Source organism: Roseimicrobium gellanilyticum (assembly GCF_003315205.1).
GTDB classification, from domain to species: Bacteria; Verrucomicrobiota; Verrucomicrobiia; order Verrucomicrobiales; family Verrucomicrobiaceae; genus Roseimicrobium; species Roseimicrobium gellanilyticum.
Window position 1 is genome coordinate 368,828 of record NZ_QNRR01000002.1, and the last position, 26,341, is coordinate 395,168.

General features: G+C 60.1%; 22 protein-coding genes. 19 read left to right on the forward strand and 3 right to left on the reverse strand.

Annotation, left to right across the window (positions count from 1 at the left end; translation table 11 throughout):
- Nucleotides 1-94 precede the first annotated feature (94 nt).
- From DES53_RS06880 to DES53_RS06890, 3 genes are all read right to left on the reverse strand, one after another.
- Nucleotides 95-448, reverse strand: coding sequence for a rhodanese-like domain-containing protein (locus DES53_RS06880; RefSeq protein WP_170156915.1), 354 nt, complete (start codon nucleotides 446-448; stop codon nucleotides 95-97).
- Between the two features lie 101 nt (nucleotides 449-549).
- Nucleotides 550-1,776, reverse strand: a complete 1,227-nt coding sequence (locus DES53_RS06885) for a glycosyltransferase (protein WP_170156916.1) — start codon at nucleotides 1,774-1,776, stop codon at nucleotides 550-552.
- Between the two features lie 74 nt (nucleotides 1,777-1,850).
- Nucleotides 1,851-3,029: a glycosyltransferase gene (locus tag DES53_RS06890; protein WP_113957499.1), complete on the reverse strand. Its 1,179-nt coding sequence runs from the start codon at nucleotides 3,027-3,029 to the stop codon at nucleotides 1,851-1,853.
- A 179-nt stretch (nucleotides 3,030-3,208) separates the two neighbouring features.
- On the opposite strand from DES53_RS06890, the gene DES53_RS06895 reads away from it, so the two are divergent.
- The 19 genes from DES53_RS06895 (at nucleotide 3,209) to DES53_RS06985 (ending at nucleotide 26,153) form a co-directional block, all read left to right on the forward strand.
- The gene (locus DES53_RS06895; RefSeq protein ID WP_170156917.1) at nucleotides 3,209-4,072 is read left to right on the forward strand and encodes a hypothetical protein; all 864 of its coding nucleotides are present in this window, start codon (nucleotides 3,209-3,211) and stop codon (nucleotides 4,070-4,072) included.
- Between the two features lie 85 nt (nucleotides 4,073-4,157).
- Nucleotides 4,158-5,192 (forward strand): GTPase ObgE, encoded by a 1,035-nt coding sequence (gene obgE, locus DES53_RS06900; protein ID WP_113957501.1) that lies wholly within the window; start codon nucleotides 4,158-4,160, stop codon nucleotides 5,190-5,192.
- Nucleotides 5,193-5,354: 162 nt separating this feature from the next.
- Nucleotides 5,355-5,600 (forward strand): hypothetical protein, encoded by a 246-nt coding sequence (locus tag DES53_RS06905; RefSeq protein ID WP_147263261.1) that lies wholly within the window; start codon nucleotides 5,355-5,357, stop codon nucleotides 5,598-5,600.
- A 307-nt stretch (nucleotides 5,601-5,907) separates the two neighbouring features.
- Complete coding sequence (locus DES53_RS06910) at nucleotides 5,908-6,816, forward strand: hypothetical protein (protein WP_211325471.1); 909 nt, start codon at nucleotides 5,908-5,910, stop codon at nucleotides 6,814-6,816.
- 124 nt (nucleotides 6,817-6,940) lie between these two features.
- Nucleotides 6,941-7,591 (forward strand): flavodoxin family protein, encoded by a 651-nt coding sequence (locus DES53_RS06915; protein WP_113957504.1) that lies wholly within the window; start codon nucleotides 6,941-6,943, stop codon nucleotides 7,589-7,591.
- Nucleotides 7,592-7,668: 77 nt separating this feature from the next.
- The gene (locus DES53_RS06920) at nucleotides 7,669-8,121 is read left to right on the forward strand and encodes a hypothetical protein (RefSeq protein ID WP_113957505.1); all 453 of its coding nucleotides are present in this window, start codon (nucleotides 7,669-7,671) and stop codon (nucleotides 8,119-8,121) included.
- Between the two features lie 159 nt (nucleotides 8,122-8,280).
- A complete protein-coding gene (locus tag DES53_RS06925; RefSeq protein ID WP_113957506.1) occupies nucleotides 8,281-10,206 on the forward strand; it encodes a polyadenylate binding domain-containing protein in 1,926 nt (641 codons plus the stop codon).
- A 23-nt stretch (nucleotides 10,207-10,229) separates the two neighbouring features.
- Nucleotides 10,230-11,195, forward strand: coding sequence for a hypothetical protein (locus tag DES53_RS06930; protein WP_113957507.1), 966 nt, complete (start codon nucleotides 10,230-10,232; stop codon nucleotides 11,193-11,195).
- Nucleotides 11,196-11,248: 53 nt separating this feature from the next.
- The gene (locus tag DES53_RS06935; protein ID WP_245958109.1) at nucleotides 11,249-12,535 is read left to right on the forward strand and encodes an AAA family ATPase; all 1,287 of its coding nucleotides are present in this window, start codon (nucleotides 11,249-11,251) and stop codon (nucleotides 12,533-12,535) included.
- 44 nt (nucleotides 12,536-12,579) lie between these two features.
- Nucleotides 12,580-13,413, forward strand: a complete 834-nt coding sequence (locus tag DES53_RS06940; RefSeq protein WP_113957508.1) for an abortive infection family protein — start codon at nucleotides 12,580-12,582, stop codon at nucleotides 13,411-13,413.
- 27 nt (nucleotides 13,414-13,440) lie between these two features.
- On the forward strand, nucleotides 13,441-14,088 hold the full coding sequence (locus DES53_RS06945) for a class I SAM-dependent methyltransferase (protein ID WP_113957509.1): 648 nt from the start codon (nucleotides 13,441-13,443) through the stop codon (nucleotides 14,086-14,088).
- A 2-nt stretch (nucleotides 14,089-14,090) separates the two neighbouring features.
- On the forward strand, nucleotides 14,091-14,597 hold the full coding sequence (locus tag DES53_RS32835; RefSeq protein ID WP_170156918.1) for a hypothetical protein: 507 nt from the start codon (nucleotides 14,091-14,093) through the stop codon (nucleotides 14,595-14,597).
- A complete protein-coding gene (locus DES53_RS06955; RefSeq protein ID WP_170156919.1) occupies nucleotides 14,594-15,304 on the forward strand; it encodes a metallophosphoesterase in 711 nt (236 codons plus the stop codon). Before DES53_RS32835 ends, DES53_RS06955 begins: the two co-directional genes overlap by 4 nt.
- A gap of 106 nt (nucleotides 15,305-15,410) precedes the next feature.
- Complete coding sequence (locus DES53_RS06960) at nucleotides 15,411-19,961, forward strand: outer membrane protein assembly factor BamB family protein (protein WP_113957512.1); 4,551 nt, start codon at nucleotides 15,411-15,413, stop codon at nucleotides 19,959-19,961.
- Between the two features lie 18 nt (nucleotides 19,962-19,979).
- A complete protein-coding gene (locus DES53_RS06965; RefSeq protein WP_113957513.1) occupies nucleotides 19,980-20,888 on the forward strand; it encodes a DUF58 domain-containing protein in 909 nt (302 codons plus the stop codon).
- Nucleotides 20,889-20,920: 32 nt separating this feature from the next.
- Nucleotides 20,921-21,574 carry a hypothetical protein gene (locus DES53_RS06970; protein ID WP_147263264.1) on the forward strand — a complete coding sequence of 218 codons (654 nt, stop codon included), beginning with the start codon at nucleotides 20,921-20,923 and terminating at the stop codon, nucleotides 21,572-21,574.
- A 149-nt stretch (nucleotides 21,575-21,723) separates the two neighbouring features.
- Nucleotides 21,724-22,164, forward strand: coding sequence for a hypothetical protein (locus DES53_RS06975; protein ID WP_113957515.1), 441 nt, complete (start codon nucleotides 21,724-21,726; stop codon nucleotides 22,162-22,164).
- A 33-nt stretch (nucleotides 22,165-22,197) separates the two neighbouring features.
- Nucleotides 22,198-24,114, forward strand: coding sequence for a vWA domain-containing protein (locus DES53_RS06980; RefSeq protein ID WP_113957516.1), 1,917 nt, complete (start codon nucleotides 22,198-22,200; stop codon nucleotides 24,112-24,114).
- A 146-nt stretch (nucleotides 24,115-24,260) separates the two neighbouring features.
- Nucleotides 24,261-26,153, forward strand: a complete 1,893-nt coding sequence (locus DES53_RS06985) for a DUF1592 domain-containing protein (RefSeq protein ID WP_113957517.1) — start codon at nucleotides 24,261-24,263, stop codon at nucleotides 26,151-26,153.
- Nucleotides 26,154-26,341 lie beyond the last annotated feature (188 nt).

The following is a 26,341-nucleotide window of genomic DNA, read 5'->3' on the forward strand; positions in this document are numbered from 1 at the left end:
GATTTGCGGCGTGAGCGGACAGATTTGATGGTTCTGTGGAAAAATGACCCACGGGGTCATGCGTACCGCACCCACGGGGAGAGGAAAACGGTGCTTACTTCAGCATTTCCACAGGCAGCCCCGCCTTCTTCCAGGCGTTGTAACCGTCCTTAAGTACGAGCACATCCTTAAATCCAAGAGCCGCCAGCCGCTGCGCAGCATGCTGGGCGCGGCCTCCAAGAGCGCAATAGACCAGGCATGGTTTGGCCGGGTCGAGTTTCACCTGATCCTTCAGCACCGGGCTAAAGTCCTCCCGGAAAAAGTCGAGATGCTTCGAACTGGGAATGCGGCCCTGTTCCTTCACTTCGGCAGCCGTGCGGATGTCCAGGATGCTCACGGTCTGCGCCTGCACGAGCGGCGCGGCCTCTGCGACAGTGACCTCCCTGGCCACAGAGGGGAGCGTTACCACGGGCGGCAGCGATTTTTCCTCGGCACGCCCAGCAGTAGACGACAGCGCCCCCACAAGCAGCGCTGCTGCAGTCAGGCGTGCGAAAAGAGAGCGCGTCAATATCAGGGACAGCATACCGAAGTCTTGCCGTGCGTGGCGTGCAGGCAGATGGCGGAAAGATACACGTCTTCCATGGCTGCCACCTGCGTTTCACTGCCAAAATTCTCCCGTACGGACGCGGCTGCATTCTGGGAGAGGCGAGCCAGTTCCGAGGGCGTCTCCATGATCTTCAGGATGGCTTGGGCGAGTTCCTCCGGATTCTTTTCAGGAACAAGCAGGCCGTCTTCGCCGGAGTGCACCGCTTCAGGAATGCCGCCATGCATCGTTGCCACGACTGGCAGGCCAGTGGCCATTGCCTCAAGCATGGAGTTGGGGATGCCTTCCTGATCCTCCTCCTTGGTTTTTTGACTGGGATGGAGAAACATCTGGGCGATGCGGTACTGCTCCAGCAGCTGTTGTTGATCCAGCCAGCCAAGCATTTCCACATTGTCCTCAAGACCGAGCTTGTGCACCGTTTCCTCGATCTTCGGCTTCAGCGGTCCTTCGCCGCAGAGCACATAGCGCACCAGCGGATGCTTCTGCTTCACGATGGCGAGTGCTTTCAGCGTGGTGAGAATGCCCTTCTTTTGAATCAATCGGCAGGCCTGCACGAGCCGCCATTGACCGTCCTTGGGGGGCTGGCGCACTTCCGCCTGCAAATGCTCCAGCGGGATGGGTGTGTGATTCATGCGCAGCTTGTCCGCGGGACACCCGAGTTCTTCCAGGCGATCCAGCAGGGACTGGCTGCGCGCCATCACGAGGTTGGCCTTCTTAAACACTGTCTTCAGCTTTGCCACGTACTCGGGCTGATCGAGGAACTTGGACACATCCACTCCGTGAAAGGAAACCACGAACGGGCCACCCCAAGCCTCCAGCATATCCAGGTAGTGCACCGCCTTGTGCCCGTAGTACACGTGCACGAGGTCCGGTTTGTCCGCTTTCAACAGCTCGACAAGATCATACGGATAGTACGGGCTCACCTCCTTGTTGATGGGGAAGGGCGGCGGCCAGCTTTTGATCACATGCTTGAACCAGAAGCGCAGCAGGAAATTCCCCTTCAATCTCGGCCGGGGCAGCTTCTTCAGCGTCACCACTGGCTCGAAGGGGAACATCTCCGCATTCTCGTGGCTCTGCGTGTACACGGTGGTGCGCACGCGCTTCAGCCCCGTCACCTGGCGGTAAATGCTCTGCATCTCCGGCTTCAAGAAGGTGCCGCAGAGAGAAATGACGTGGGGCAGGGGATCGGGCATCGACGGGGCGGCGAGTGAGAAAGAGCATCCACTGCATGCCATTTGATGCGGGCGCGGTCAATTAAGGAACACTTTCATCGCGCATGTCGCCCGACCGCGCCCAGCTCCCGCGCCTCATCATACGCAGCCTCCAGATTCGCGATCTGTTGAGTGGATTCGAAATTTCTGCGCACATCCGCCGCCGCCGCTTCGCCCATCGTGCGCCAGGTGGTCTCGGATTCGGTGAGCTTCCTCAGTGAATGATGCAATCCCTCACGATCACGCTCCGGCACGAGAAAGCCGGTCACGCCATCACGTACCGCTTCGGGAATGCCGCCGTGGAGGGTGGAGACTACCGGCAGCCCGGTTGCCATGGCTTCCAGCATGGAATTCGGCACGCCTTCCTGATTCTGGTCCGAGGTCATGCGGCTCGGGTGGACGAAGGCATGTGCGTCGTGATAGAGAGCGGAAAGTTCCGCACCCTTCAGGAAACCGGCAAGGCGCACGCGGTCGCCCAAGCCCAGGCTTGCGGCGAGAGCCTCGGTGGACTCGCGGAGAGGACCTTCGCCTGCGATGGTGAAGCGCGCCTTGGGGTACCTCGTGCTGAATTGTGCAAAGGCATGCAGCGCATCGTCGAGACCTTTCTTCTCGATGAGGCGGCAGGCCTGCACGAGATGCCAGGCGCCATCCTGTGGGAAGGCGCGTTTCACTTCGGGATACAGGTCCAGTGGAATGCCGGTGCGGTTCATGCGCACCTTGCTCTCCGGACAGCCCAGCTCGTGCAGGCGATCCAGCAGCGACTGCGAGCGCGCCAGCACCAGCGTGCTGGATTGCAGGAGCTCACGCAGCTTCACCTCATAGGAGGGATCATGCGCGCGCGTCTGCACATCCATGCCGTGAAAAGAGACGACCACCGGCTTCGGCCAGCGCTGGATAAAGGGAAGCAGGTGCACACCCGTGTGGCCAAAATACACATGCATCAGGTCCGCGTCCCGACGCCCCAGCAGATTTGCCAGCACACCATATTCTCCGCGATACACAATCGGAGGTTCGCGGCGGATGTATTTCAGCCAGAAGCGGCGGAGAAAATTGCTGCGCACCCCGGGTGCCAGCTCCACGCCGTTCTGGGGCATGGGGTAGAGATCCTCGCTTTGCCGTTCCTTGCAGATGACAAACGTTTCATACCTCTGCAACCCGGTGATCTGCCGGTAGATGTGGAGCATCTCCGGCTTCAGGAAGGTGGTGCAGTAGCTGGCGACAATCGGACGGGGCAAGGGAACTGGCGGGGTGAGTGGGGAAACGCAGGCTTCCGTGACATGGTCGCTGCTTCAGGTCAAGCAGGCTGTTTCTCCGGGAGAATTAATCGACGGAACACCATGCGGCATCCAGCTCCAGAGGGCTCTCCGATTCATCCATGATTGTTACCAATCTCAATTTGTAACCCCTCCTTTCCATGAAAATGAGCATTTCGGCATCACGGCCCCAGAGGCTGGCGTGGATGCTACTTGGAGGTGCTGCGTGCCTTCTCGCAGTCACACCTCCTGCCTCCGCAAGACCGCCGCAATCACCTGCAGAAAAGATTGAGGCTGCCGCCAACCGTGTGGGCAATTTCTTCTACAGAACCGCCCGCAAGCTGGAGGACCCCGTGCCGAATCCCGAAGTGCGCTCCGTACGCAAGCAGCGGATTTACACGGTCACCACCACTCCGCACTATGACTCTGAGATTCAGAACGAGAGTTCGCGCCCGCAGCCCCGCCGGGGCACGGAAAATCCCGCCTCGCGCGTCTGGGATCCTGTCACCCAGCAGTGGCTCCCGCCCAGCATGGTGCCACAGCGCCGCGCCTACTCCTCAGGAGGCTCAGTGTATTCGCCGGGTGGCGGAGTCACCGTGACCACGGTGCAACCTTCGATGCCTGCGGTGCGTCTGCAAGCACGACCCGGTGGCGCGCCTCCGGTGATCACAGACGCAGACGTGAATGCGATGCGCCAACCTACGGAGACGCGGTATCTGGACCCCTATGGCCCAGCCGCCTCAGAAGCCTACGGCACGTCCCAGCGTCGTGAGGAATTCCCTTCGGAAACCTCCGCCGCGTTGAACCAGCAGCCCAGCTCGCGAGCCGCAGCCAAGACAGCTGCCACGAAACCAGCTACACCGCAGGCGCCCGCCGAGTACGGCACGCGCGTGCCGGGCAAGCCGGGATTCGTCTATCCCCCTGGCGTCGAGCAGGAAGTGAAGAATATGCTGGACGTGCGAGGTCTCTCCGCCGGGCAGAAGGTTCGCGACCCACGCAACGGTCAGATTTTCCTTGTGCCGTAGCCGCCTCTCCGCAGGGGGAATATCGTGAAGTTTGCGCTGCTGTTTGACGCCCAGTCCGAATTCGGGATACTGGACGGCTCGCCTCATGTTTGTAGACCAGATCAAAGTCCATGCCCGCGCCGGTAAAGGCGGGGACGGCAGCGTACATTTCCATCGCGGTAAGTACCGGCCCAAGGGTGGCCCGGACGGCGGCGACGGCGGCCGGGGAGGGGATGTGATCCTGAAAGTGGACCCCAGCACGGACAGCCTGCGCAACTTTTTCTTCAATGCCAAGCTCCACGCCAAGGATGGCCAGGGAGGCATGGGTGAGCAGCGTACTGGGAAGTCCGGCGAGCACGGCATCTTCCGTGTGCCACCGGGACTGGTGATCAGCCGCATCATCGAAGGTTTCGATCCAGAGACGGGCGAGCCGACGGAAGAATTTGAGCCCGTGGCGGATCTCACCGAGGTGGGGCTGGAATACGTGCTCTGCAAGGGCGGCAGGGGAGGGAAGGGCAACCAGCACTTCAAGAGCCCCACCAACCAGACACCCATGGAGGCCACCGCCGGTGAAGACGGCGAGGAAGGACGTTTCCATTTCGAATTGCGCAGCATTGCTGATGCCGGTCTCGTGGGTTTCCCAAATGCCGGCAAGTCCACGCTGCTCACGAAGCTCTCCCATGCCAAGCCGAAGGTGGCGAACTATCCCTTCACCACGTTGCAACCGCACGTGGGCGTGGTGGAGTTCACCGACACTCGCCGTGCCACCGTGGCAGACATCCCGGGCCTCATCGAGGGTGCCCATGCGAACGTGGGTCTCGGACACGATTTCCTGCGCCACATCATGCGCTGTCGTGTGTTGCTTTTCGTAGTCGACACTGCCGGCAGCGAAGCGCGCGATCCCATCAATGACATCGAGACGCTGCGTACGGAGATAAAACTCTACAGTTCCGAACTGGCGAAGCGCCCGTGGTGCATCCTTGCGAATAAGATGGACCTGCCTGAGTCCGAAGAGAATCTGGCGAGGCTCAAGGAGCGCTTCAAGCGCATCAAAATCTTTCCCATCTCTGCAAATGAGGGGGATGGCATGGAGAAGCTCATGGGCTATCTCGACAAGACGATCGCGCAGGACATCGAGTAGGCCCTCCCGGGTGTTTCCACTGCCGAAGGGTCTGTCGTCGGGAGCCTATCCCGGTAGGTCCAAGATCGTGCCCAGATGCGATCCGCGAACATGCAGACTCAAAACCAGAATCTACAGTCGAAACCAGGAATGAATGCCCTGGAGGCGGGAGCCAGCTCTCGTATGACATCCGAGTCGGCGGTGGGCGCTCACTTTGATGAGGAAACGTCTCTGGAAGCACTGGCCTATGAGTACAGCCAGGCTGAAGGATCCGGCAAAGGGCCCACCAAAGCACACTGGGATCGGGCTCGTGAAGAACTTGCTCGCCGGTGGCTGCAGGGTGCCCCCTCTGAAGGCGTCTCCAAGTCAGCATCAAAACCCTCTGCAGACGACTTGCGCGTCGAAGAGGCCATGCACCTTGGTCGCTGAGGCCTGACCCCTGGCTGATCATGTAGCTTCCCCTGGCATCGCCAAGTAGCGGTGTCGGGGGAATTGCTTTAGGTGGGATGGCATGCCTTTCCATGGGGCGTGATGGCTTCGCAGAGTAGCACGATTCCGCTGCTCCTGATCCAACCTTCAAATTTCGCACGTAGGCCGCGATGAAGGGCATCATCCTTGCCAAAGGGGAGGATTTACCGGCATCATCTGATGCATGGCTCGCATCCCCAAGCCGGCCTTCTGGCGGACAATTGCTATGTGCTTATTCGGCGGATGCTGCGTCCTGACGCATGCACCCGTGGCCAGTGCGCAGTATTCCGTAGCGATGCAGCCGAAGCTGCGGCTGCACCAATCGGGAAAGATTCGCGTGTTCTACTACAAGCAGGGCCAGCATGCGGTGTATCCCCTGGATCTGAACCGCAATGATGTTCCCGATCAGGTGGAAGATTTGCTCACGCAGACTCTTGCCGCGCAGACGCTGTTTGTGGATGTATTGCGTTTCCCGGATCCATTCAGTACGGAGCGATTCCAGGAGGCATCTTATCTCGACATCCACATGCGGCACAAGGATGTGCTGAAACGCAAAGGGGTGGCCTATGATGAACTGCAGAGCTTCAAGCGACAGAAGGATCCTGAGGGCACGCAGAGCTTGTGCTTCAATGTGGCCACCTCAGTGAGGCCGTCGGTGGAGTTTACACCCACCCATGAGTTTTTCCACATTGTGCAGAATAGCGTGACCTATTTCAAGAATCCCTGGTACACCGAGGGCACGGCGCGCTGGTCAGAACGGGCGCTGGGGGTGGGGGGGCTTGGTCCGGTGAAGTTTGCAGGAGCCTGGCCGCCATCAGAGGAGAAGGAGGCGAAGCTCTTTTCCATGAAGTATGAGGCTTCCGAGCAGTTCTGGAATCCCCTGCTCGCCAGAATAGAGACGGAGGGCGGCGCTCTTCCTGATACACCGGCACTGAAGCGGCTGGCTGCCATGACCTATGTGGATGGCACACGGGTGCTGAAGGACAAACAGCTCAAGGGCTGGAAATTCATCCGCGATGTCCTCATGGCTCTGGGAGAAGTGGATGACGTAGCCTTCAAAGAACTTGGTTATGATCGTTGGTCGGAGGAGAACCAGCGCTCCCCCCAGAATGACGCCTACATTCTTCGTACGGTCCTTGCAGTGGCGCGGAGGTACGCGGTGTATCAAGGGAGGTAGTGGGTTGTGGTGTGGGAGCGCTGGTTCCGAGGACTGGAGATATTCCTGTTCCTGGCTGTCGGCTGTGGCGCGAATTGTGCACTTCGCCTGTCCGGCAACTCATCCTCACACGTAACTCCTGCCGATGCCTGAATCCTCAGCCAAGAAGCTTCTCATCCTCATCGGCAGTCCAAGACGCGAGGGAAACTCCGCGACGCTTGCGCGTGCGGTGCAAGAGGGCGCGGAAGCTGCCGGTGCACGCGTCGCGCTGCGTTTCATTGATGATCACATCACGAGTTTCTTGCGTGATTGCCGCACTTGCCGCCGCGCCGATGGTGAGTGCAGTATTCAGGATGGGTTCCGCAGCCTCTTCTTTGAGGACTTCCTGCCGGCGGCTGGCGTGGTGTTTTGCTCACCTATCTACTGGTACGGTCTATCCGCGCAGACGAAGGCGTTCTTTGACCGCACGTTCTGCTACTACGCGGCATCCTATCCCGACTCGGCTCGTGTCATCGAGGGCATGACGCGGAAGCGTATCGGCCTGGTACTGGCTTCGGAGGAGACTTATCCCGGTGCGTCGCTCGGCATCATCCACCAGATTCAGGAGTATGCGCGCTACACGCACTCGGAGTTTGTGGGCTTGGCTCGCGGCATTGGGAACAGCCGGGGAGAAGTGACGCGGGATCCTGCCGCATCGCTCGCGAATGCGGAAGCTCTGGGGCGTGAGATCTTTGAGAGGAAGTTTTCGGACTACCGGATCGATACTCCGCGTAGTGGACGAGTGTGGTCGGAGTGAACCAGCAACACGTGGTTCTGCATTTGTGTTGAATACCGGACCCGGAGTTTTCGTTTCATGGTTGATCCATCTCTGCCATGAACTCCCGTTTCCTGACCTCCTTCCTCCGTCTGGCGTCGCTCATCGCTTTTGCCGGAGCTCTCACATCCTGCGCGATGGCGGACAGGAAACCGTCTCGGGTCACCGACAAGGCGGAAATCGCGCTGCATCAGGAGGAGCGACTGCGGTGGGAAAAGAGAGCCCGACAGGTGCGGCCGGGCATGACGCGGGCGGAGGTGGAGCGTTACCTCCCGAAGCACTCCTTCCGAAACACTTCATGGACTGGTACTACTTTTGAGAGTGACTATTGGACGGATGGCACGCGCGACTGGTACTACCTGAGTGCTCATTTCATTTGTGAGGCCTGCTACGCCTACACGGGCCTGACCAGGGACTTTGAGGAGGAAAGCAGGCTGGAAGCCAGGCAGAAGCTGAGGTCTCCGCCACGCATCGTCCAGGTGCGGATGCCGATGCCTGCGTCACGATGGTGACTCGCCATCCCGCCATGGCGCTGCGCTTGTGGGAGGCCCGGCAGCCGACGGAAATTCTGTAAACTCCCTGCTGCTCAATTCACAAGACATTCCCATGGCGGGCGTATACTCTGGTGAGGAAATTCCCCTGAAAACCGCCCAGCCCTATCGTGATTTCGCATGACCCCGGTCGCTGAACCTCCCACGAGCGCGGCAGCCCCGTCCGCTGGCAGTGCCAGCGCAAGTGTCCATGCTGCCATGGCTCATGCCTTTGCGTCCTCGGCGCAGGTGGTGGAGCGTCGTTTGATTGTGCGCAAGGGACTGCTGCTGGTGCTGGCCACCTGGCGCTACGCCGCCGCGGCCCTCGCATTACTCATCGTTCTGCGGCTTTTGGGTTGGAATTGGATCACGGGATGGTTCGCGTTCAGCGCGGTGCTGGCGTGGGGTGCTGGCTGCCTGGCTTGGGCTGCCTGGAAACGCCCCGGACCGTACAGCGCACTGGCGTTCTGGGACAAGGCGAGTTCCCGAGGCGATGCTTTTGCCAATGCGTGGTGGTTTGAGCAGCAGCCTGTGGAGAAACGCACTGCCGGCCAGCAGATGCACCTCGCGCGTTACACGCCGAAGCTCGCCCCGGCCATGCACAATCTCGCAGCGGACCTCCCGCTGCCGCTGAAGGATGTGCGCTGGATGGCTTTGTTCCCAGTGGTGGCGCTGGGAATGCTTTTCCTGCCGGAGATGGGAGTCATCCATCTGCCGGACACGCCGCTCACCGCCACGGGGCAGGAACTCGCGGTGCAGGAGGGCAAGAAACTCGCGGATACGAAGCTCGATCAGGACAAGTTGAAATCGCTGAGCGAGGAGGAGAAGAAGGAAGTCGAGAAGCTGCAGAAGGACGTGCAGGACACCGCAAAGGCCCTGCAGGACAGCGAGGGCAAGACCGCAAGAGACGTGCTCTCCGATCTGGAGAAGCGTGCGCGTGATGCGGAACGGCTGGCCGCGAAGCTCGGGGCAGGGGATGCCGCTTGGGCCTCCGAGCAGATGGTCGCGGAGATGCGCAAGCATGCGGACACGGCGGAGCTCGGCGATGCGGTGGCGGAGAAGTCCGCTGAGCGTACCGCGAAGCAGGCGGATGATGTGGCAGAAAAGCTGGGGAATCCGACGCTCACGAATGAAACGCGTGACCGCTTCACGGAAACGTTGCGGGACATCGGCAAGCAGGGCCAGCCCGAGGACAAGGAGCGTACCGTGGGCCAGCATGTGCTCACGGCGGATCGTCAGATGACCCAGACGCTGCCCAAGGAGGCCAGCCGTGAATTCAAGGATCTGGCGGACAAGATGCGCACGCTCGCCGCGAGGGAGAAAGCGCGCGACCAACTGGAGAAACTGGCCCAGCAACTCCGGCAATCCGGCAGCGACATCGCAGGACAGGGCGCGCAGGGCATGCAGCAACTCGCAGGGCAGCAGGGCCAGCAAGGGCAACAGGGACCCCAAAGCCAGCAGGGCCAAGGCCAGATGCAGAACATGCAGAACGCGCCGCAGATGTCTCCGATGCAGATGCCCGGCCTCTCCAACGCGCCGCAGATGCAGCAAGGACAACAGGGAATGGGCGGCCAGAACCTTCCCGTCCTTACGCCCGTGCCTGGCACTGGTCAGCAGAATCAGCAGCCCATGGCCATAGGCAAGCCGGGTCAGGGACAAGGCCAGCCGCCCAAGCCCGGTCAGCCCATGCTCATCGCGCCTATCCCCGGTACCAATCCCGGTCAACAGCCGAGCGCTGTGATGCTGGGCATGACGCCCGGCATGAACCAAGGTGGTCAGCAGGCCGGGAATGGCACCACGCAGATGGGCAACACTCCCACCCCCGGTAACAAAGCAGGTCAGCAAGTCACGGTGAATGCCCAGAGCAATGCGGATGGCGCCTCCTCCGTACGTGCCGTGGAAGGGCAAGCCCGCAACGAGCAGGCTTCACGTGGTGCTCAAGCCACCGCGTTGGATGCCATCGCTGCCGAGGAGAACGCGCTGGATGAGTCCGCGCTGCCGCCTGCGCGGAGAGAGCAGGTGAGAAGGTATTTTACCGAGCTGCGGAAGCGGTTTGAGAAGGAATAGGGAACGGACAAACGGGGTAGGCTATGGCAGAATGGAAGTTCCACAAGAAGCGGGCATTTGGCCTGCTGGTCGCCTTGAGCACCGTGGTAGTCGGTGTCATTGGTTATTTGTACTTCAAGAAGCCTGTGGACGTCGTGGCGCTGGACAAGGCCATTGCCAAAGCAGATCGTCTGGTGATTCTCGGTGATCCATTCCAAGGAAGACAGATGTTGTATGAATCAACCGACCGTGAGGAAATCGAACTCTTGGGGCGGGCCTTGAAAGTAGAGCAACCCGAGATGTCGTTTGCTTGTGCGTGTGCTGGTACCGAGAGTATGAATTTCTACCGTGCGGAGAAACTCCTGGCTCGTGTTTCCAATCATCATGGCGTCTTCATCCGATGCACTCTCTGGAGCAGTGATGCCGCCCTGACGAATCCAGAACTGATGGTTCGATGGTTTGAAGAGCGAGGGATGTTTGGACCGCGCCGAGAAGTGAATGAAAATGCCAGGAGTGACGAAGAGCGTTCCAAAAACTGGGTTCGCTGGCTAGCAGCCGTTCCCAAAGGGCTTGAAAACATCTGGGACCGTGATCAGGATATTGTCGGCCGTGCAAAGACGCTAGCTCCCTTGCAAGCGGCATTGGAACAAACATTTCCAAGTGCCCAGGAACGGGTGCTGGCTCTCTGCGCATGGTATGGCTCGGGGGCCGGACCGTGGTCAGGCTATCCTGGGTATGAAACTATCGGCGAGGAACTCCTGCTAACTTACAGCACCGGCGAATTGGTGGAAGCCATGCAATCGGCGGGGATGGCTACGCCTGCTCACTGGGAGGGAGCGGCACGGCTCTTGGGTGGCTGGACTTTTTCGAAAGAACGGCCTGGGGATCTTGCGCTGGTACCGGCAAACTTGAAGAAAGCGATGTGGGACCACGTGAAAGACACAAAAGATCAGGACAAACTGGGACGTGCTCAGTTAGCCTTTCTTCCGAAGGACGCCTCCAAGAAATGAGATGGCAGATTGATTCCGCGAATTCAAACGACTGATTTTCACCTCGCTTCCCCATGCCTGACGACTCTTCCCTTCCCGACTATCCGCCCGCACCTCTTGATCAGGACGCACTTGCGGCGGACGCAAAGAGTGCGAAAAAGCGACCCATGAAGAAAGCGAACAAAAAGGGTGGGGCGGCCGCGGTGGAACCAACAACAGCCAGCACTGCTGCTGTGGCGGAGAGTGCTCCGCAGGCCCCGGTTGCTGCCCCTGAGGCGGAGTATCATTCCCCCATGCCCGAAGTTCCTGTGGAGACGCATCCTCCGCAGCCGGTGCATGTGGATGTGCGCACGCTGCCCATGAAGCCGCTGGAAGATGAGTTGGAAGAATTCCGTGCCCTGTTCGGCAAGTTGAAGGCTGAGATGCAGAAGGCCATCGTGGGCTACGATGATCTGCTTACGGAAACCCTCATTGCCATTTTCGCCGGCGGTCACGTACTGCTGGAAGGCGTCCCGGGCCTGGGCAAAACGTTCCTCGTGCGGGTGCTTTCGCAAGTCGTAGGACTGGAGCCTGGACGTGTGCAGTGCACCCCGGACCTCATGCCGGCGGACATCCTCGGCACGCACATCGTGAATGAAGATGCGCATGGCCGCCGTGTGTTGCACTTCGAGCGCGGTCCGGTGTTCAAGAACCTTCTGCTCGTGGACGAAATCAACCGCGCGACACCGAAGACGCAGGCAGCCCTGCTGGAAGTGATGCAGGAGCGGGCTGTCACCGCCGGTGGCGAGCGTCATCGTCTGCCCGAACCTTTCTTCGTACTGGCTACGCAGAACCCGATGGAAATGGAGGGCACCTATCCGCTGCCCGAAGCGCAGCTCGATCGCTTCATGTTCAAGATCAAAGTGCCCTTCCCGAACCTGGAATCGCTCGTGGAGATCTCCCGCCGCACCACCGGCTTTGACGAACCGCATCTCAATACCGTGCTAAGCGGCGTGGAACTCATGCGCCTGCAGTACCTGCTCACGCAGATTCCTGTGGCAGATCCCATTGCTTCGTATGCCTCGCAACTCGTGCTTGGCACCCATCCGGACCAAGCCGGTGCACTGCCTGCCGTGGGCCGTTATGTTTCCTACGGCGCCAGCCCGCGTGGCCTCCAGGCCCTCATCCGCGGCGCCCGTGTCTGGTGTGCTGTGCGCGGTGGCACCGCCGTGGGCACGGAGGACGTGCAGCGCATCGCCCATGCCGCCCTGCGTCATCGCGTGATCCTCAACTTCGAAGGTGAAGCGCAGCAGGTGAAGGTGGATGGCCTGGTGGATGACTTGCTGAAGCAGGTGGGAACGCCGGCGGCGATGGCGGCGTAAGCCGGTGCGACAGTGAGCGTTGAATGCCTAACCTGACAGAACCCATGGCAAATTCCGCGCCTCTCTCGGACTCGATCGTATTTGCACTCGCGAAGGTAGTAGATGATGCGCAATCCGAAACTCGATATCCAAGCCACAACGAAATCGAGTTCATGGTCAATCAATGTGGATTGTCACAAGGTGATCCAAAGGCTCAAGGTCAGGTTGTTGGAAAGGCCAAGAGAGTGCGGGCTATCCTTAGCTGGGCTCTCGAAAATGACCTCGCTAAAGGTGAGCGGTTCGTGGCGTTGCTTGTTTCGAATGTTCGATCCAACGGTGGCTTTCGAGAAGCTTCTTCCAATTTCGTAGGTGTCGAAGCTATTGTTAGTCTCAGGGCATGTTTCGCTGAGCAAGGTTTTAACTTGGCCACGGATGGCGTCTTGCAACCTTCAGCGCTGGATTCATTGGAGGGAGTGCCCCTGACCAAGGCTCTGCGAGCATATGTGGAAAGGGCTAGAAAAGGTGTGGAAGATGCCGCCCTTTTGACAGGCACTTCAAAGGACTTGTTGGAGGCCACTGCAGCCCACATCGTTACAGAGCGCTATGGAACATACCCTCAAACATCAAATTTTCCGACTTTACTGGGACAGGCGTTTGTTGTGGCAGGTCTAGCGACACCTCAGGACGCACCCACCCCCGGAGAGGGGCCTGAGAGACGGGTGCAGCGTGCTCTCTACGAAGTTGGCTGTGCGGTCAATAAGCTGCGCAACAAGCAGGGTACTGGGCATGGCAGACCTTGGTTGCCCACAGTAACGGGTCATGAAGCCAAGTGCGCAGTCGAGGTCATGGGCACTATTGCAGGTTACCTCTTGTCTACGTTGCCTCCCTCTCACGGGTGATCGCTGATTAGATGTTCAGGCATTTCTATGCGACGACATTCGCAGTACGAAAAGGCGCATTTCCAGGCCATCACATGCGTGGACATCGGACTTAATCAGAGCACAGGCGAATTCTACAATTGGGCCAGGTGGCTCTATCCGCTCGTTGAGCCGTTCCTTTCCAGCACTCGTCACAGACTGGTGGCCACAGTGAATGAGCGGTTTCCCGGGAGCCTCCTGGAAATTGGTGTGGGCACGGGAGGGCATCTCAGTGACTACCTTGCCACGCACGTGACCGGAGTGGATGTTTCACCGGGCATGATACAGATGGCATCACGGCAGAAGAGTTCCCTCGGCTGTGAGGTAGATATCAAGGTGATGGATGGAGAGTCTCTGCAGTTTGGCGATGCTGCTTTTGACCGTGTCGTCATGACGTATGTGCTTTCCGTCACAGCTCATCCGGAGCGCATGCTGGCGGAAGCGTGGAGGGTGCTGAAGCCGGGAGGATTCGCTTTCATCCTGAATCACGAGACAAGAGCGTCTCCTCATGGCTGGGTCTCGCGCGTGCGCCGATGGTTGCGACTGCGGTCGCAATTCCGCTTCGCAGACATCCCGGGCTGGCCTGCGTCTTCGGTAATTCACCGGGAGTCCTGCCTCCCCGGTGGATGGTTCACGTTTGTCATTCTGCAGAAATAGAAATGAATCTCGCCAGCGTCGCGCTTTCGTTGTTCTCATTGTTGTCCAGCCTGTGGCTGTATGTCGGCTACCGGAGTGAGGAGACGTGGATCAATCTGCTCGTAGCCAGCCTTCTTCCGGTCGGGGCGCTCCATCACGCTCGGGAAATTCTCCACACCATCATCTTCGTACCGGATGAGCTGGCTTGGCGGGTGCCGGGTGGATTGTGGGTGTTTGCTGCCACGCTGTTGGCTCGCGACCTTCGGGTCAGCTGGGGACGAACCACACTTCATCTCGCTCTGCTTCCAGTGGCGATGGCGGTGGGCATCGAGGTCTGCCAGGCGTTTCATTTCACAGATGGTGCTTATGATCCATGGGACATCTTCACGGTGCTCATGTCCGCAGCTCTCGCCATGAATCTGCCTGGCTTCGGATGGCCGCCCCAAGAACTCGCCGTGCGCTGGCACTGGCGGGGTTCGGTGTGTCTGGCGAACTTTGCCATCCTCATCCTGGCGGATGTGCATCGATGAGTGTGGAGATTCGCCGGGAGAGGGTGTGCTTGAAGTCGGGTGGCCCAGACTCGGGCCGGCTGCGCATGGCGCATTTGAGCGACTTCCACGTCTGGTGGAGCAGCAGGAGATTGGATGAAGTCGCAGCCATCCTCGATGAAGAGCAGCCGGAGGTGGTGGTGTTTACCGGTGATTGGTTTGATACACCTCGAGGCGCGGACTTGTGTTGCGATTTCCTCCGGCGCATTGCCAGCACGCGTCCCGTGTGCTGGATCCGTGGCAACCACGATCACTGGTTCGGTCCCGAGGCGCTGGAACCTTTCCACGGTGTATCAGGGGCGCATTGCGTGGATGAGATGTCGTGGAACTTCGATAGCGAGTGGGGCTTGCGGTGTGAGTTCATGTCATGGCAGATGCATTCGACCACGGCTCGTGATTCAGGGCGCCACCGCATCGTGCTGGTGCATGATCCGGAAGACCTCGACCTGGCAAAACTCCCGGGCTGCGACCTTGTGCTCGCGGGACACCTGCACGGAGGACAGTTCGTTTTCCATCGCACCGGCAGTGGCACGCACTTCCCCGCCAATATGTTCTACCGCTGGTGCTGCGACCGGCGCGAAGTCGATGGTGTTCCTGTCATCATTTCCCGAGGATTGGGAGATACCTTGCCCCTTCGTTTTCGATGTTCGCATGAGGTGGTGATGATAGAGATGGGGAATGGCGCGTAGCTGAGTCCACAAGTAAAAGTGAAAGAAGCTGAACGCGATGCCCAGATAAAACTACTCAAACTCACGTGCTTGCGTTTAATTGGGCGAACGCAAGGCTGTACTGCGCATGATGCTTCCCACCCAGACTGGTCCGGGCCGCCCTGAGGCAGGGTTGGTGGTCCGCACACTCCGTTGTGCGGGAAGCACGTTGCGGCTCCAAGTGGGGTCATTTTTCGGGAGGCTTGGTCAGGGAGGAGGCATCCCTGACCGCACAGCGGAGTGTGCGGACCACGTTTGGGGTGCTCCGCTCCGCGCAACGCTGCTACTCCTCGCCATCAGCTTCTTCGTCGCAGTTCCTCCCACCCACTCCCAGCAATCCGCCCCAACTGCAGACTCCGCACCCGCAGCCCCTGACTCCTTCGACAAGACATCCATCGCCCTGCGCACGGCGTTGCACTATGACCCGGCGGTGGATGTGCCGCTGCAGAAGCTGGTGGCCCTGTATCGGGATGCCGGACGGACGGAGGAGCTGCTCTCCATGTATGGCGCGCACGTGGCGCAGTTTCCGGAGGACGGGAATGCGAAGTTGGTGCTCTCCCGCATCTATGGTGCGCTCCAGGACCGGCGGGCGATGGAGTTCCTGAAGTCGGCCGTGGCGCAGCATCCGGAGCATGCGTTGCTGGCGTGGGAATATGGGCGCGCACTGCTGCAGCAACACGACCCGAAGGCGGTGGATGAGATGGCTCGCGCTGTGTCCCTGGAGAAAGGTGTGGCCCGTCGCGCCTTGTGGTATGGCGAGCTCCTCAAGGCCGCCTCTGTGCAAGCTCGCGAGGACCTCGTGCTCATCCAGACGCAGAAGCTCATGGATGAGGGCGCGATGAGTCCGGAGCAACGCCTTCGCTGGGCGAGGCAGGCCATGTCCGCGAAGTTGCCGAAGACCGCGGCTCTCCTCCTCAAGGATCTGCCGGAGCAGTCGCTCGGGGCGGACAGCGGTGTGGAGGCCACGGTGCTCCGGGCGCAGCTGCTCGCAGAGAACGGGGATGCGCCCGCCGCAGTGAAGATGCTGCAAGCGCTGCAGGAAAAGCTTTCCCCGGAGCACTGGAGACATCGCGAAATCCTCATGTTGCGTCTGGACCTTGCGGGCGCCAAAGGGCGCGATGGTTTCGTGGAAGAAGCGCGGGCGAAGTGGAGCAAGAAGGAATCACGCACGGAAGCGGACGCACTGACCTTTGCCGATGTGCTGCTGGCGGCGCATCGTGGCAATGAGGCGCTCAAGGTACTACGCGAAGCGGTGGTGCAGTTTCCCCAGTCCGCTCCTTTGGAAGCGAGAGTGCTGGAGGTGTGGGAGGCGCAGGGGCCCGATACGGAGGCTATTGCGTGGCTCGAGAAAAAGCTGGAGAAGCAACCCGAGCGCGGTGATTTGCAACTGCGCCGGGTGCGCTGGTACTACGCCATGAATCAAGCGGAGAAGGCGAAGGCGGCTTTCAACAAGCTGCTGACTTCGCTGGAGGATGCGCAAAAGATCGAGCGCACAGTAGAGATGGCGCGCTGGTTGCGGCGGCGCAATCAATCCCTGGAAGCGGTGGCGTTGCTGGAGTCTGCCGTGGAGAAGGCGCCCCAGCGCTGGGATCTCCGGCGCGAGCTGGCAGAGCTCTACATGGGCCAGCGTCGCAAGGAGGATGTGGCGAAGCTCTTTGCCGGCTCCTGGAGCAAAGATCTCCCGCCGGATGCTCGTCTGGAGATTGCACAGTTTCTCATGGTGAAGCAGCTCTGGCTCGAGGCGAAGGAGCTGGTGGAACCGTGGGTGGCTTCCAATGAAGGAGCCTTCGAGGGACGGCTGCTGCTGGCAAAGATTTTCGGCAAGCTGGGCGATGATGCGCAGGTACAGGCCACGCTGGATGCGGCACGTGCGCTCTGTGATACCGAGGCCCGCTACCAGGCGTGGTTGGACGCCCTGTTGGAGTATGCCAGTGCCCGTGAGATGACCGGGCTGTGGCTGCAGCGCGAAGCGGAGCTCCTTCTTCCGACGGGAAAGGCGGTGCCTGAAGATACTTTGTTTGGCAGATGGATTGTTCTCCTCGAGCAGGCGATCGCGAGGCAGGAGGAGAAGTTCGCCGAGGCCGCCATCACCAGGGCTCTGGCCGCTTCGCTTACTCCGGAACGGCGTTTGCAGTTGGAGAAGATGCGGCTGGAGTTGTTGGGCAGCGACAGCACGCGTGTGGCCGAGGCAGAGGCGGGCTTGCGTTCCCTGATGGAGCGGGACGCGGCGCATCGGGAGGACCATCGCGTGCGACTGGCACTTTTGTATCAGCGGGCTGGCCGTGGGGATTTGGCCCGGGAATTTCTGGATGACCTGGATGTGGGGAAGGTCACCGGGGCGCAGGACCTCCGTGCGTTGCTGCCGCTGCTGCAGGAGCGCAACCTCGCCGGACAGGCGCTGGCGTGTGCGGAGAGACTGACCCAGCTGGAGCCAGCAGAGCGCGCACACTGGGCGCAATGGATCAGCTTGCTGGCCAACAGCGGAGGAGAAGAGCGCCTGCGCATCGCTCTTCGCGAGGTACTGGGGAAGGCGCATGACTGGAAGCTTGCGGAGGAGGTGCAACAGTCCCTGCGAGATCATCTGGTGGCCAGTCAATGGCGCAGTGTGCAAATGGCCCTTCTCGAGGGTGACATGCAGGACTGGGCAGCTGCGCGACGTGCGGCGGCGGAGTTTGAAAGGATGGAGCTCACGCACGAGCAGCGGTTGTGGCTGCGCTGGCTGCGGGCGTGGTTCAGTGCTGGCATCGGGGACGGCGCGGCGGTGGCAGACGCGCTCACCGAACTTGGCAAGGTGGATGGCAAGACCTGGATTGCCTTTCCTGATGGCATGGAACTCAGCGTGCAGTCTGCTCGCGACATGCTGCAGGCGAAGCTGAAATCACCTCCAGATGGAAATGCTGCGGCGAAGATTCCGCAGGCGCCCCTCATCTCCGCGCCTCTACCTCCCTTTGAGACGGCATGGGCCTTTGCGCTGGAGGATGGCGCCATCCTCACCCGGACTGGTGTTTCGCAAACTGATGGTCTCGCGTACTTTGGAGACGATCGGTGGAATATCTTTGCCGTGGATTTGAAGACTGGGAAGCTCCGCTGGCGCTATCGCGCGGATGGTGCGCCGACAGATGCCTTCACGAATCCGGGCGCGGTGAGACGAAGTGGGAGGGGGCGAATCATCGGAGGCTACCCGTACAATCGCTACGGAGGTCAGGTGCCGGAACTTAGTGCAGCCATCCAGTTCCAGGCGGTGACTGGCCGGTTGCTCGTACTCACGGAAAACGGAGTTGAGTGCCTGAGTGCCGCGAATGGCAGCGTACTGTGGCGCAGTGCGCCGAGTGGTGAGAGTCAGGCTCAAGGAACCCAGTCCATGGTGCCGCAGAGTCGTCTCGTCGAGGAGGGCGGCTGCGTGTACTACTGGAGACCGGCGACATCCCGGGTATCCGCGATGAAATTGGAATCGGGTCGTTTGTTGTGGGAGACGGAGCTGCCTCAACTTCCTGCGGCACCGGTGAACCCGAACAACCAGTGGCAGAACATGGACATGTATGCGCGGCTGCGGTCTGGCCTGAGCGTGGACCAGGGCAGGGTACTGGCATGGGCGCAGACGGCGGCACTGCTGCATGCAGAGACTGGTGCCCTGATCTGGCGCACGGGTACGGGGGAGCTGCCAGCTTTCCCGGTGGGGCTTGAGACCGAGGATGAGCTCGCTTCCGCCCTGGCGGCGGTGGGTACGGCTACCCAGACACTGGTACGCTCAGTGCAGCTGACCTTTGGACCTGGTGTGGGCCTCGCCATCAACGGCCCGCATTCGACTCGCTCTGGGCCTGCTCAGAGATGGGTGTATGGGGATGCCCTTCGTCGTCTGTTGCAACCGCAGAGTGGTCTCGCCCCAACTCTCATCTTGCGTGGTGAAGAGGTGTGGGGCGCCACTGCCAACAATGATGGCCTGGTCACCATGCTGGGGCTGCCGGTCGCCGGATGGGGGGGCGGAGGCTGTGTGGTGGGTTTTGAGGGACGGCGTGTGATCAATGATCTCGGAGGTGTGGCGACAGTGACCATGGTGGGAACACCTTCCAACTCGATTACTTTATTCCCGGAGCCCGACATCAAGCCTGGCCAGAGTTTGAACGCGAGTGGCGGCATAGGGACTATTTCAACGCCGTCCGGATTCGTCATCGTCGGGCAGCAGCTTGCCAGTGCCAATCCCGGCGCCCCTGGCGAGCCGGTGCATTCTTCCGTGCTCGAGGGCAGTCGCTTTTATGCTTCTACGCCGGACAGGCTTCGTGCGGCCGATGTTCGCAGCGGCGCGACCTTGTTTGACCTTCCCTGGCCGAAGGATGCGGCGGAGTGGGTAAAGGCGGAGACTTCACGACACCCGACTGCCATGATGCCCATGTTGCCGGGCATGGGTGGGCAGGCGATGGCCCCACAGTATCGCCGGGTCTATGTACCCCAGGGAGTGTTCCTGCAGGATCAACGGATGGGCGGCGGCATTCTCTGTGGACCGCTTTCCGCGGTGGCGGAGGATTTGTGGATTGCACCGTTGCATGATCGTGCTGTCATCTGTCTTCGTGGCCAGTTTCTGAAGCAGAAACCCGTCGCGACCGCTGCTCCTGTGAATGTCCCGCCTGATTCGAACCGTTGACTCTATTCGAAGCACCACATGCCTGAACCCCTTGTCCGCGAAGACCTGTTTGACGCCACGTTCCTGGATCGGCTGCGTACGCTGGCGCTGCGGCTGAGAAAGCGCCGCGCGCTCATGAAGCGGGGCATGCAGAGCACACCGGCCACGGGATTCACCCGCGAGTTCAAGGACTACCGCCACTATACGGCGAAGGATGACTTCCGCGCGATCGATTGGCGTCTCTATGCACGGTTGGAGAAACTTTTCGTGCGCCTCTACGAGGAAGTGCAGGAGCTGCACGTGCACGTCGTGGTGGATACCAGCGGTTCCATGGCGCTGCCCTTTCCCGAAAAAAAGCGGCAGGCCCTGCGTTTCGCCGTGGCGCTGGCGTACTTGGGCCTGAGTGGGCAGCATCGCGTGAGCCTCTACTCCATGAATGAAGGGGTGAAGCAGGAACTGCCACCGCTGCGGGGGCAGGGGAATATTGAGAAGTTCATCCAGACCGTGGGGAAGTGGCAATACGGTGGCTTCACCGATCTTGAGAAATGCTTTAGCGATTTCCGGCCTTCCCGTCAGCGCTACGGCATCATCTTCGTGATCTCGGACTTCTTCGGACGTGAGGTCGGTACAGCGGTGGAAGCGGTGAATCGTGCAGCAGGCTGGCCCGGTGAGACCCACTTTGTGCAGGTCATCCATCCCTGGGAGCAGCGCCCGGATCTCGACGGTGAGGTGGAACTGGCGGATGTGGAAACGGGTGAGAAGCGCCGCTTCTGGATTACCCGCCGCGAAGTGAAGCTCTACACGGAAATGTTCGATGCCTTCAGCGAAAACCTGAACAACGCCTGCGCCAGCCGCCAGATTGACTTCTTCCGCTGTGCGAGTGATGAACCATTTGAGGATCGCTTCCTTACCCTGCTCACCCGGGGAAGCGCACTGGCCGGTGCCTAGCCGATCCTTTTGTAAATCCCCCCCAACTCCCCATGCGCTCACTCCTCCCATCCCTCCTGACTGTCCCGGCAGTCTTGATGCTCGCGTCCTGCGCCAACAATCCCTTTGCAAAATCGCCGCCTCCACCGGAGACGACCCAGGGGTGGCGGCAGGCGGTAGTGGACGTGCCGCTTCCGGCGACGCGCAAGGACTTCGCCAAGAAGTTTCCCAAAGTGGTACCGGTGAAAACCGGAGAGGCTTTCGCGACGTTTTCCTTTTCTCACAGCTCGGAGCCTCAGGACTATGAATTCTACATCCTCAATCATGATGCCCGCCTGATGCTCCAGGTCGGCTACAAGCAGAAGCCGGTAGTGGTGGAAGACAAGCGCGCTCGCGCTGCGGCGAATGTCTCTGCCGCTGCCGACCTGGTGACTCCAGCACCCGATGTCCCGGAATCAATCGTGGCAGGCGTGGTGGCTGACGGCACAACCGCCGCCGCGCCCGATCCATCGCTGGATCCACTTGTCATTACCATGGATGGAGTGAAGCGGCTGAAGGTCACGCCTCTCCCCGAAGACAGCATCGTGAGCGCACAGATCGTGCTGAAGAAGGAGATTCGTTTCCTGGGCATCTCCACCCAGTCCGAAGTGGCAGCGGAAAAAACGGAAGCTGCCGCGAGAAAGAAGAAGCCCGCGCGCAGGAAATGATGGTCTTGGGGCGGTTGATTCTGATAGCTGTTCTGCCTCTGGCCGTTTCGTGCCAGAGTGGCGGGAGTGCATTGGACACTCCAAGTCAGCCTCGCGTGAGAATCACGCGCGGTCAGGCGGAGAAGGTCCTCAAAGGTCTGACATTCCCCATGACCCGAGCGGAGTTGGCGCAGCATTATCCTGCCGTTGGATTCGAGCAGGATCCTCCCGTGTTCTGTTTCTGGCTGTCCAAAGAACCGGGTGACTATGAATACCGCCGATTGGGGAAAGATCTGTACCTTTTGCTGCGAGTACAGTTCAAACACAGACCCGAAAATCGGCTATATCCCACTGGTCTCAACCCTGTACGGCGTGGCGTCGGCACAGGTTCAATTTTCACCAGACGGGGTAACCGCATCGGTTCGATTGCCATCAGTCCTGACCTGCCTGAACATACCATCATCCTGAAGGCGCGTCCTGACGTTCGGGATGTGATCTTCGATGCTGAACTCAAGGACATGTCCAAGGAGTCCGACATGGAGAAAGGACTGTTGGAAGCGTATCAAGGATACAAAGACGCAGAGCCTCAGGTTTTGACATCAGACTCATAAGATCACAAAACAGTACCGTCACTCCACGTCCCCTTGACCTTCCTCCACTCCCAGTATTTGCATCTGCTCTGGCTCGGGCTCATTCCCGTGGCCTTGTGGTTGTTCCGCCGGAAGGCGAAGCGGGTACAGGTTTCCACGTTGCTTTTCTTCCGCACGCTGGCGCGGGAGCATCAGGAGTCAGCGTGGCTGCGACGGCTGAAGAAAATCTTTTCCCTGCTGCTGACGCTGCTGGTCATCCTGCTGGCGGTACTTGCGCTGGCACGGCCTTTCCGTGAGGGCGGGGGAGACACGCCGAAGAGCCTCGTGGTGCTGTTGGATTGTTCCGCCTCCATGGATGCGAAGGATGCGGATGGAAAGACGAGACTGGATGTCGCGAAGGAAGTCCTGCGTGATCGCCTCAATGCGTTGCCGGAGAACATCATCACCTCATTGGTGGTGTATGGCTCCGAAGCAGAGGTCATGCAGTCGCGCAGCACGAACCGCCGCGAGCTTTTGCGCATGATTGACCAAGCCCAGGCCGTGCCCGAGGAGGATCACCCGGAGGAGGCGCTAGTGGTGGCGCGACGGCTGGCTGCGCTGGATGCGCCAGCAGAGATTTGGTACGCCAGTGACCGTGCCTTTTCGAAGGAAGAGGCAGCCTCTGGTTTGGGTGCTGGTGTCGACGGTGATGCGCCAGCAGCGGCGATAAAGCCGGGTGAGGCCGAGCCCCGTCAGCGATTTATCGACGTCGCCCTCAAGGAACCGCTGAATGCGGGCATCACGGGTTTCCAGATCCGCCCAGCACCGCTGGCTCGCAATCGCTTCGACGTGTTTGTGGAGGTGTCCGCTTCTTCCGCGAACAAAGCGCCCATGGAGATCACACTCGAGGCGCGGTTGGACGGCAATCCGCGGGGATTGCGTGAGTTTGAACTGAAGCCGGGCGAGAGCACGCGCATCATCCTTCCCGTGGAAGGCGGGCGAGGGCAGCGTCTGGAAATGGAAATGCGCTCTGCAAACGACTGCCTGGGCTGGGACAATGTGGTGCTGGCGGCGCTGCCGGAGACGAAGCCACTCGTCGTAGCCTGGCTTGCAGAGTCACCTGATCCCTTTGTGGAACTCGCGCTCACTTCCCTGTTGGCGGAAGAACGCATCCAGATTCTGAAGGGGGGAGTGAAGGACTGGCCCATGAAAGAGAAGCCAGATGTGTATGTGTTCGAAAATTGGCTGCCTACGCCGTGGCCCACGGATCGCCCCGCCCTGGTATTGAACCCACCGAGGAGCGAAGGCCCCATCCATGCGAAGAAGCTGGAGCGAGCTGTCCCCTATGATGCGGTGCGCGCTGTGCAACCGGAGCATCCCGTGCTTTTCCGGGTGACCAGCAATCGAGCCGCGGTCACACAAACCACCGTGCTCAACGTGAGCGATACCCTGGAGACGCTCTGGATGGCGGGCAATGAACCCGTGCTGGCGGCTGGTGAGGCGGGAGGGCAACGGCTGGTGGTCACCGCCTTCCAACCAAGCCGTAGCGAGCAGCTTGCGCTTTTGAGTGCTTTTCCGTTGCTGGTGGGAAATGCGATTTACTGGTGTGCGGAGCAGGCGGAGACTCTGGCCTCTCTGCAGCCGCATCATCCGGGTGAGGTGATTCCGGTCGCGCCCGGAATCGTCAAGTGGCGGGTGTGGGACGGTGTATCTATCCATGATGTTTCCCAGGAGGCCGGTTCCGGCTGGATGGACCTGTCCTACGTGGGACTCTTCGAGGATAGCAAGGGCCGCGCGCAGTCGAGCTTGCTCCTGTCCATGCGTGAGACGGATATTCCCTCTGTGAATGCAGACGCGACAGCTCCTGACGCGTCGAATGACAAGGGTGTGAAATGGGCCGGGGGAGGGAACTGGAGCACCACACTCTTGTGGCTGGCTCTCGGCATCCTCCTGCTGGAGAGCTGGCTCTTCCACCGACACGCGGTGTACTGATCCTGGAAGCGCTTGGGGCAGCTGAGGCGAAACCTTCGCTTCAAAACTAATTCCGCGACACCCTACGACAGGATAGCCAAGTGGGTTTCAGGACGTATGCTTCCTGCCCCTTTTCCCCCTTGGTTTCCCACGTTCTATCTGATTTCATGCCAGTTTCCCGTGTCGCTTTTCCTTTGTTCCTGAGTGTTGCCGCCGCAGTCTCCCTGGCTTCCCAGAGCACTCAGGCCCAGGATCGCGCAGCGGTTTCGGATGCATTTCAGAAGAACGTGCTCCCGGTGCTGGAGCAGCGCTGCTTCGATTGCCATGACGGCGAGATGAAAAAGGGGGATGTGGATCTCCAGGCGCTCACGGACCAAAGTCATCCGGCGCGGAATGACATCCGGCTCTGGGACAAGGTGCGCGAGCAGCTCAAGGCCGGGACAATGCCTCCGAAGAACAAAACCCCGCTCGAACCACAGGGGAAGCAGGCCATCCTCGACTGGGTGGGCATGAATGAAAGGGCCACCCTTGCGCAGGCTCCCACGGATCCCGGCGTGCGCAAGGTCCGGAGATTGACTCGCGACGAGTATACCTACGCCTTGCGTGATTTGCTGGGCATCGAGTCCAAGCCGGGGGACAAATTCCCCGCGGATGGCGCGGGTGGTGAGGGCTTCTCCAACAATGCGGATACGCTGACGTTATCGCCTCTCCTGATTGAGAAGTACATCACGACGGCAGATGACGTGGTGAAGGAGGTGTGGAGCAAGGATCCGCTGAGGCAGCGCCTCATGGCCCCCTGCACCAGCGACAAGCTCCCGCCCGAGGAAGGTGCTGCGCTCATTCTTCGGCCCCTGGTGCAGCGTGCCTGGCGCCGGCCTGTCTCCGAGCAGGAGTTGAAGGAAGTGATTCAAGTTTTCAGCGCTGCCCTCAAACGTGGAGCCAACTGGGATGGAGCACTGAAGGTCGCCGTGAAGAGCGTGATTCTCTCGCCCAAGTTTCTCTTCATTCGCGAAGAAGAGCCTGCGAAGCCCGGTCAGGTCCACCAAGTGGATCACTATGCGATGGCCTCTCGCCTTTCCTTCTTCCTCTGGTCTTCCATCCCGGATGAGGAGTTGCTGAAGCTTGCTGCTGAGAAGAAGCTGCAAGATGACGCAGTGCTCGCTGCGCAAGTAAAACGCATGCTGGCAGACAAGCGTGCTGCAGCCTTCACAAAGACCTTTGCCGGACAGTGGTTGCGCTTTGATGAACTCTTCAACACCGTGGATCCGGACCGGCGCAAGTTCCCGCAGTTCAACGATGAGATGCGGCGCAACATGTATGACGAGGCTTTCAATTTCGCGGACAACATCCTCCGAAGAAATGGACGCATGCTGGATTTCCTGGACAGCGACTACTCCTATCTCAATGAGTCGCTCGCCAATCACTACGGCGTGCCGGACGTGAAGGGGCCGGAGATGCGCCAGGTGAAATTTACGGATGGCAAACGCGGCGGTCTCGTGGGCATGGGAGCGATCCTCTCGGCCACGGCGTATCCGCAGCGCACGAGTCCCGTGCTCCGTGGCAAGTGGGTGCTGGAGCAGTTGCTCGGCGCACCGCCGCCGCCGCCGCCACCGAACGTGGGCCAGCTCCCTGAGGACGACCGCGACCTGAAGGGGGAGGTCACCCTGCGCAAGCGACTGGAAGCACACCGTGACAAAGCGGCGTGCATCGGCTGCCACGCCCGGATGGATCCGCTGGGCTTTGGACTGGAGAACTTTAATGCCGTGGGCCAGTGGCGCGACAATGAAAACGGCAAGGCCCTCGACGTGGGCGGCGTGATGCCTGACGGCCGCGCCTTTGCCAACCCTGCGGAACTCCGCAAGGTGCTCATGCAGGAGAAGGATAAATTCTCCCGCACCCTCTGTTCCCGACTCTTGGGCTACGCGCTCGGGCGTGGTCTGGAAACCGTGGATCAGCCGACCTTGCTGCGGCTTGAGGAAACCTTGCGAAAGAATGACTATCGCAGCGAGGCACTCGTGATTGGGGTGGTCCAGAGCTACCCTTTCCGAATGGCCAAGTAATCGGAAAACGGACGCTCTGAATGAGGCTTTTCCTAAATGGGCTCGTGCGGAATGCACGGTTCCTCGATTCGGTGCCTAGTTCTGTGTAATAACTATTCGTAGCATGTTCATTGTGAGACGATTTTTTAGGTAGGTATCTTGAGCTGTATTCTGAGGTCAAATTAAGCCGGACACCTAAGAAGTGCGTG

Coding starts and splice junctions, on each gene's coding strand:
- DES53_RS06885 (WP_170156916.1), bottom strand. CDS start 1,776: ATGCCCGATCCCCTGCCCCACGTCATTTCTCTCTGCGGCACCTTCTTG.
- DES53_RS06895 (WP_170156917.1), top strand. CDS start 3,209: ATGAAAATGAGCATTTCGGCATCACGGCCCCAGAGGCTGGCGTGGATG.
- obgE (WP_113957501.1), top strand. CDS start 4,158: ATGTTTGTAGACCAGATCAAAGTCCATGCCCGCGCCGGTAAAGGCGGG.
- DES53_RS06905 (WP_147263261.1), top strand. CDS start 5,355: ATGACATCCGAGTCGGCGGTGGGCGCTCACTTTGATGAGGAAACGTCT.
- DES53_RS06915 (WP_113957504.1), top strand. CDS start 6,941: ATGCCTGAATCCTCAGCCAAGAAGCTTCTCATCCTCATCGGCAGTCCA.
- DES53_RS06920 (WP_113957505.1), top strand. CDS start 7,669: ATGAACTCCCGTTTCCTGACCTCCTTCCTCCGTCTGGCGTCGCTCATC.
- DES53_RS06925 (WP_113957506.1), top strand. CDS start 8,281: ATGACCCCGGTCGCTGAACCTCCCACGAGCGCGGCAGCCCCGTCCGCT.
- DES53_RS06930 (WP_113957507.1), top strand. CDS start 10,230: ATGGCAGAATGGAAGTTCCACAAGAAGCGGGCATTTGGCCTGCTGGTC.
- DES53_RS06935 (WP_245958109.1), top strand. CDS start 11,249: ATGCCTGACGACTCTTCCCTTCCCGACTATCCGCCCGCACCTCTTGAT.
- DES53_RS06940 (WP_113957508.1), top strand. CDS start 12,580: ATGGCAAATTCCGCGCCTCTCTCGGACTCGATCGTATTTGCACTCGCG.
- DES53_RS06945 (WP_113957509.1), top strand. CDS start 13,441: ATGCGACGACATTCGCAGTACGAAAAGGCGCATTTCCAGGCCATCACA.
- DES53_RS32835 (WP_170156918.1), top strand. CDS start 14,091: ATGAATCTCGCCAGCGTCGCGCTTTCGTTGTTCTCATTGTTGTCCAGC.
- DES53_RS06955 (WP_170156919.1), top strand. CDS start 14,594: ATGAGTGTGGAGATTCGCCGGGAGAGGGTGTGCTTGAAGTCGGGTGGC.
- DES53_RS06960 (WP_113957512.1), top strand. CDS start 15,411: ATGATGCTTCCCACCCAGACTGGTCCGGGCCGCCCTGAGGCAGGGTTG.
- DES53_RS06965 (WP_113957513.1), top strand. CDS start 19,980: ATGCCTGAACCCCTTGTCCGCGAAGACCTGTTTGACGCCACGTTCCTG.
- DES53_RS06970 (WP_147263264.1), top strand. CDS start 20,921: ATGCGCTCACTCCTCCCATCCCTCCTGACTGTCCCGGCAGTCTTGATG.
- DES53_RS06975 (WP_113957515.1), top strand. CDS start 21,724: ATGACCCGAGCGGAGTTGGCGCAGCATTATCCTGCCGTTGGATTCGAG.
- DES53_RS06985 (WP_113957517.1), top strand. CDS start 24,261: ATGCCAGTTTCCCGTGTCGCTTTTCCTTTGTTCCTGAGTGTTGCCGCC.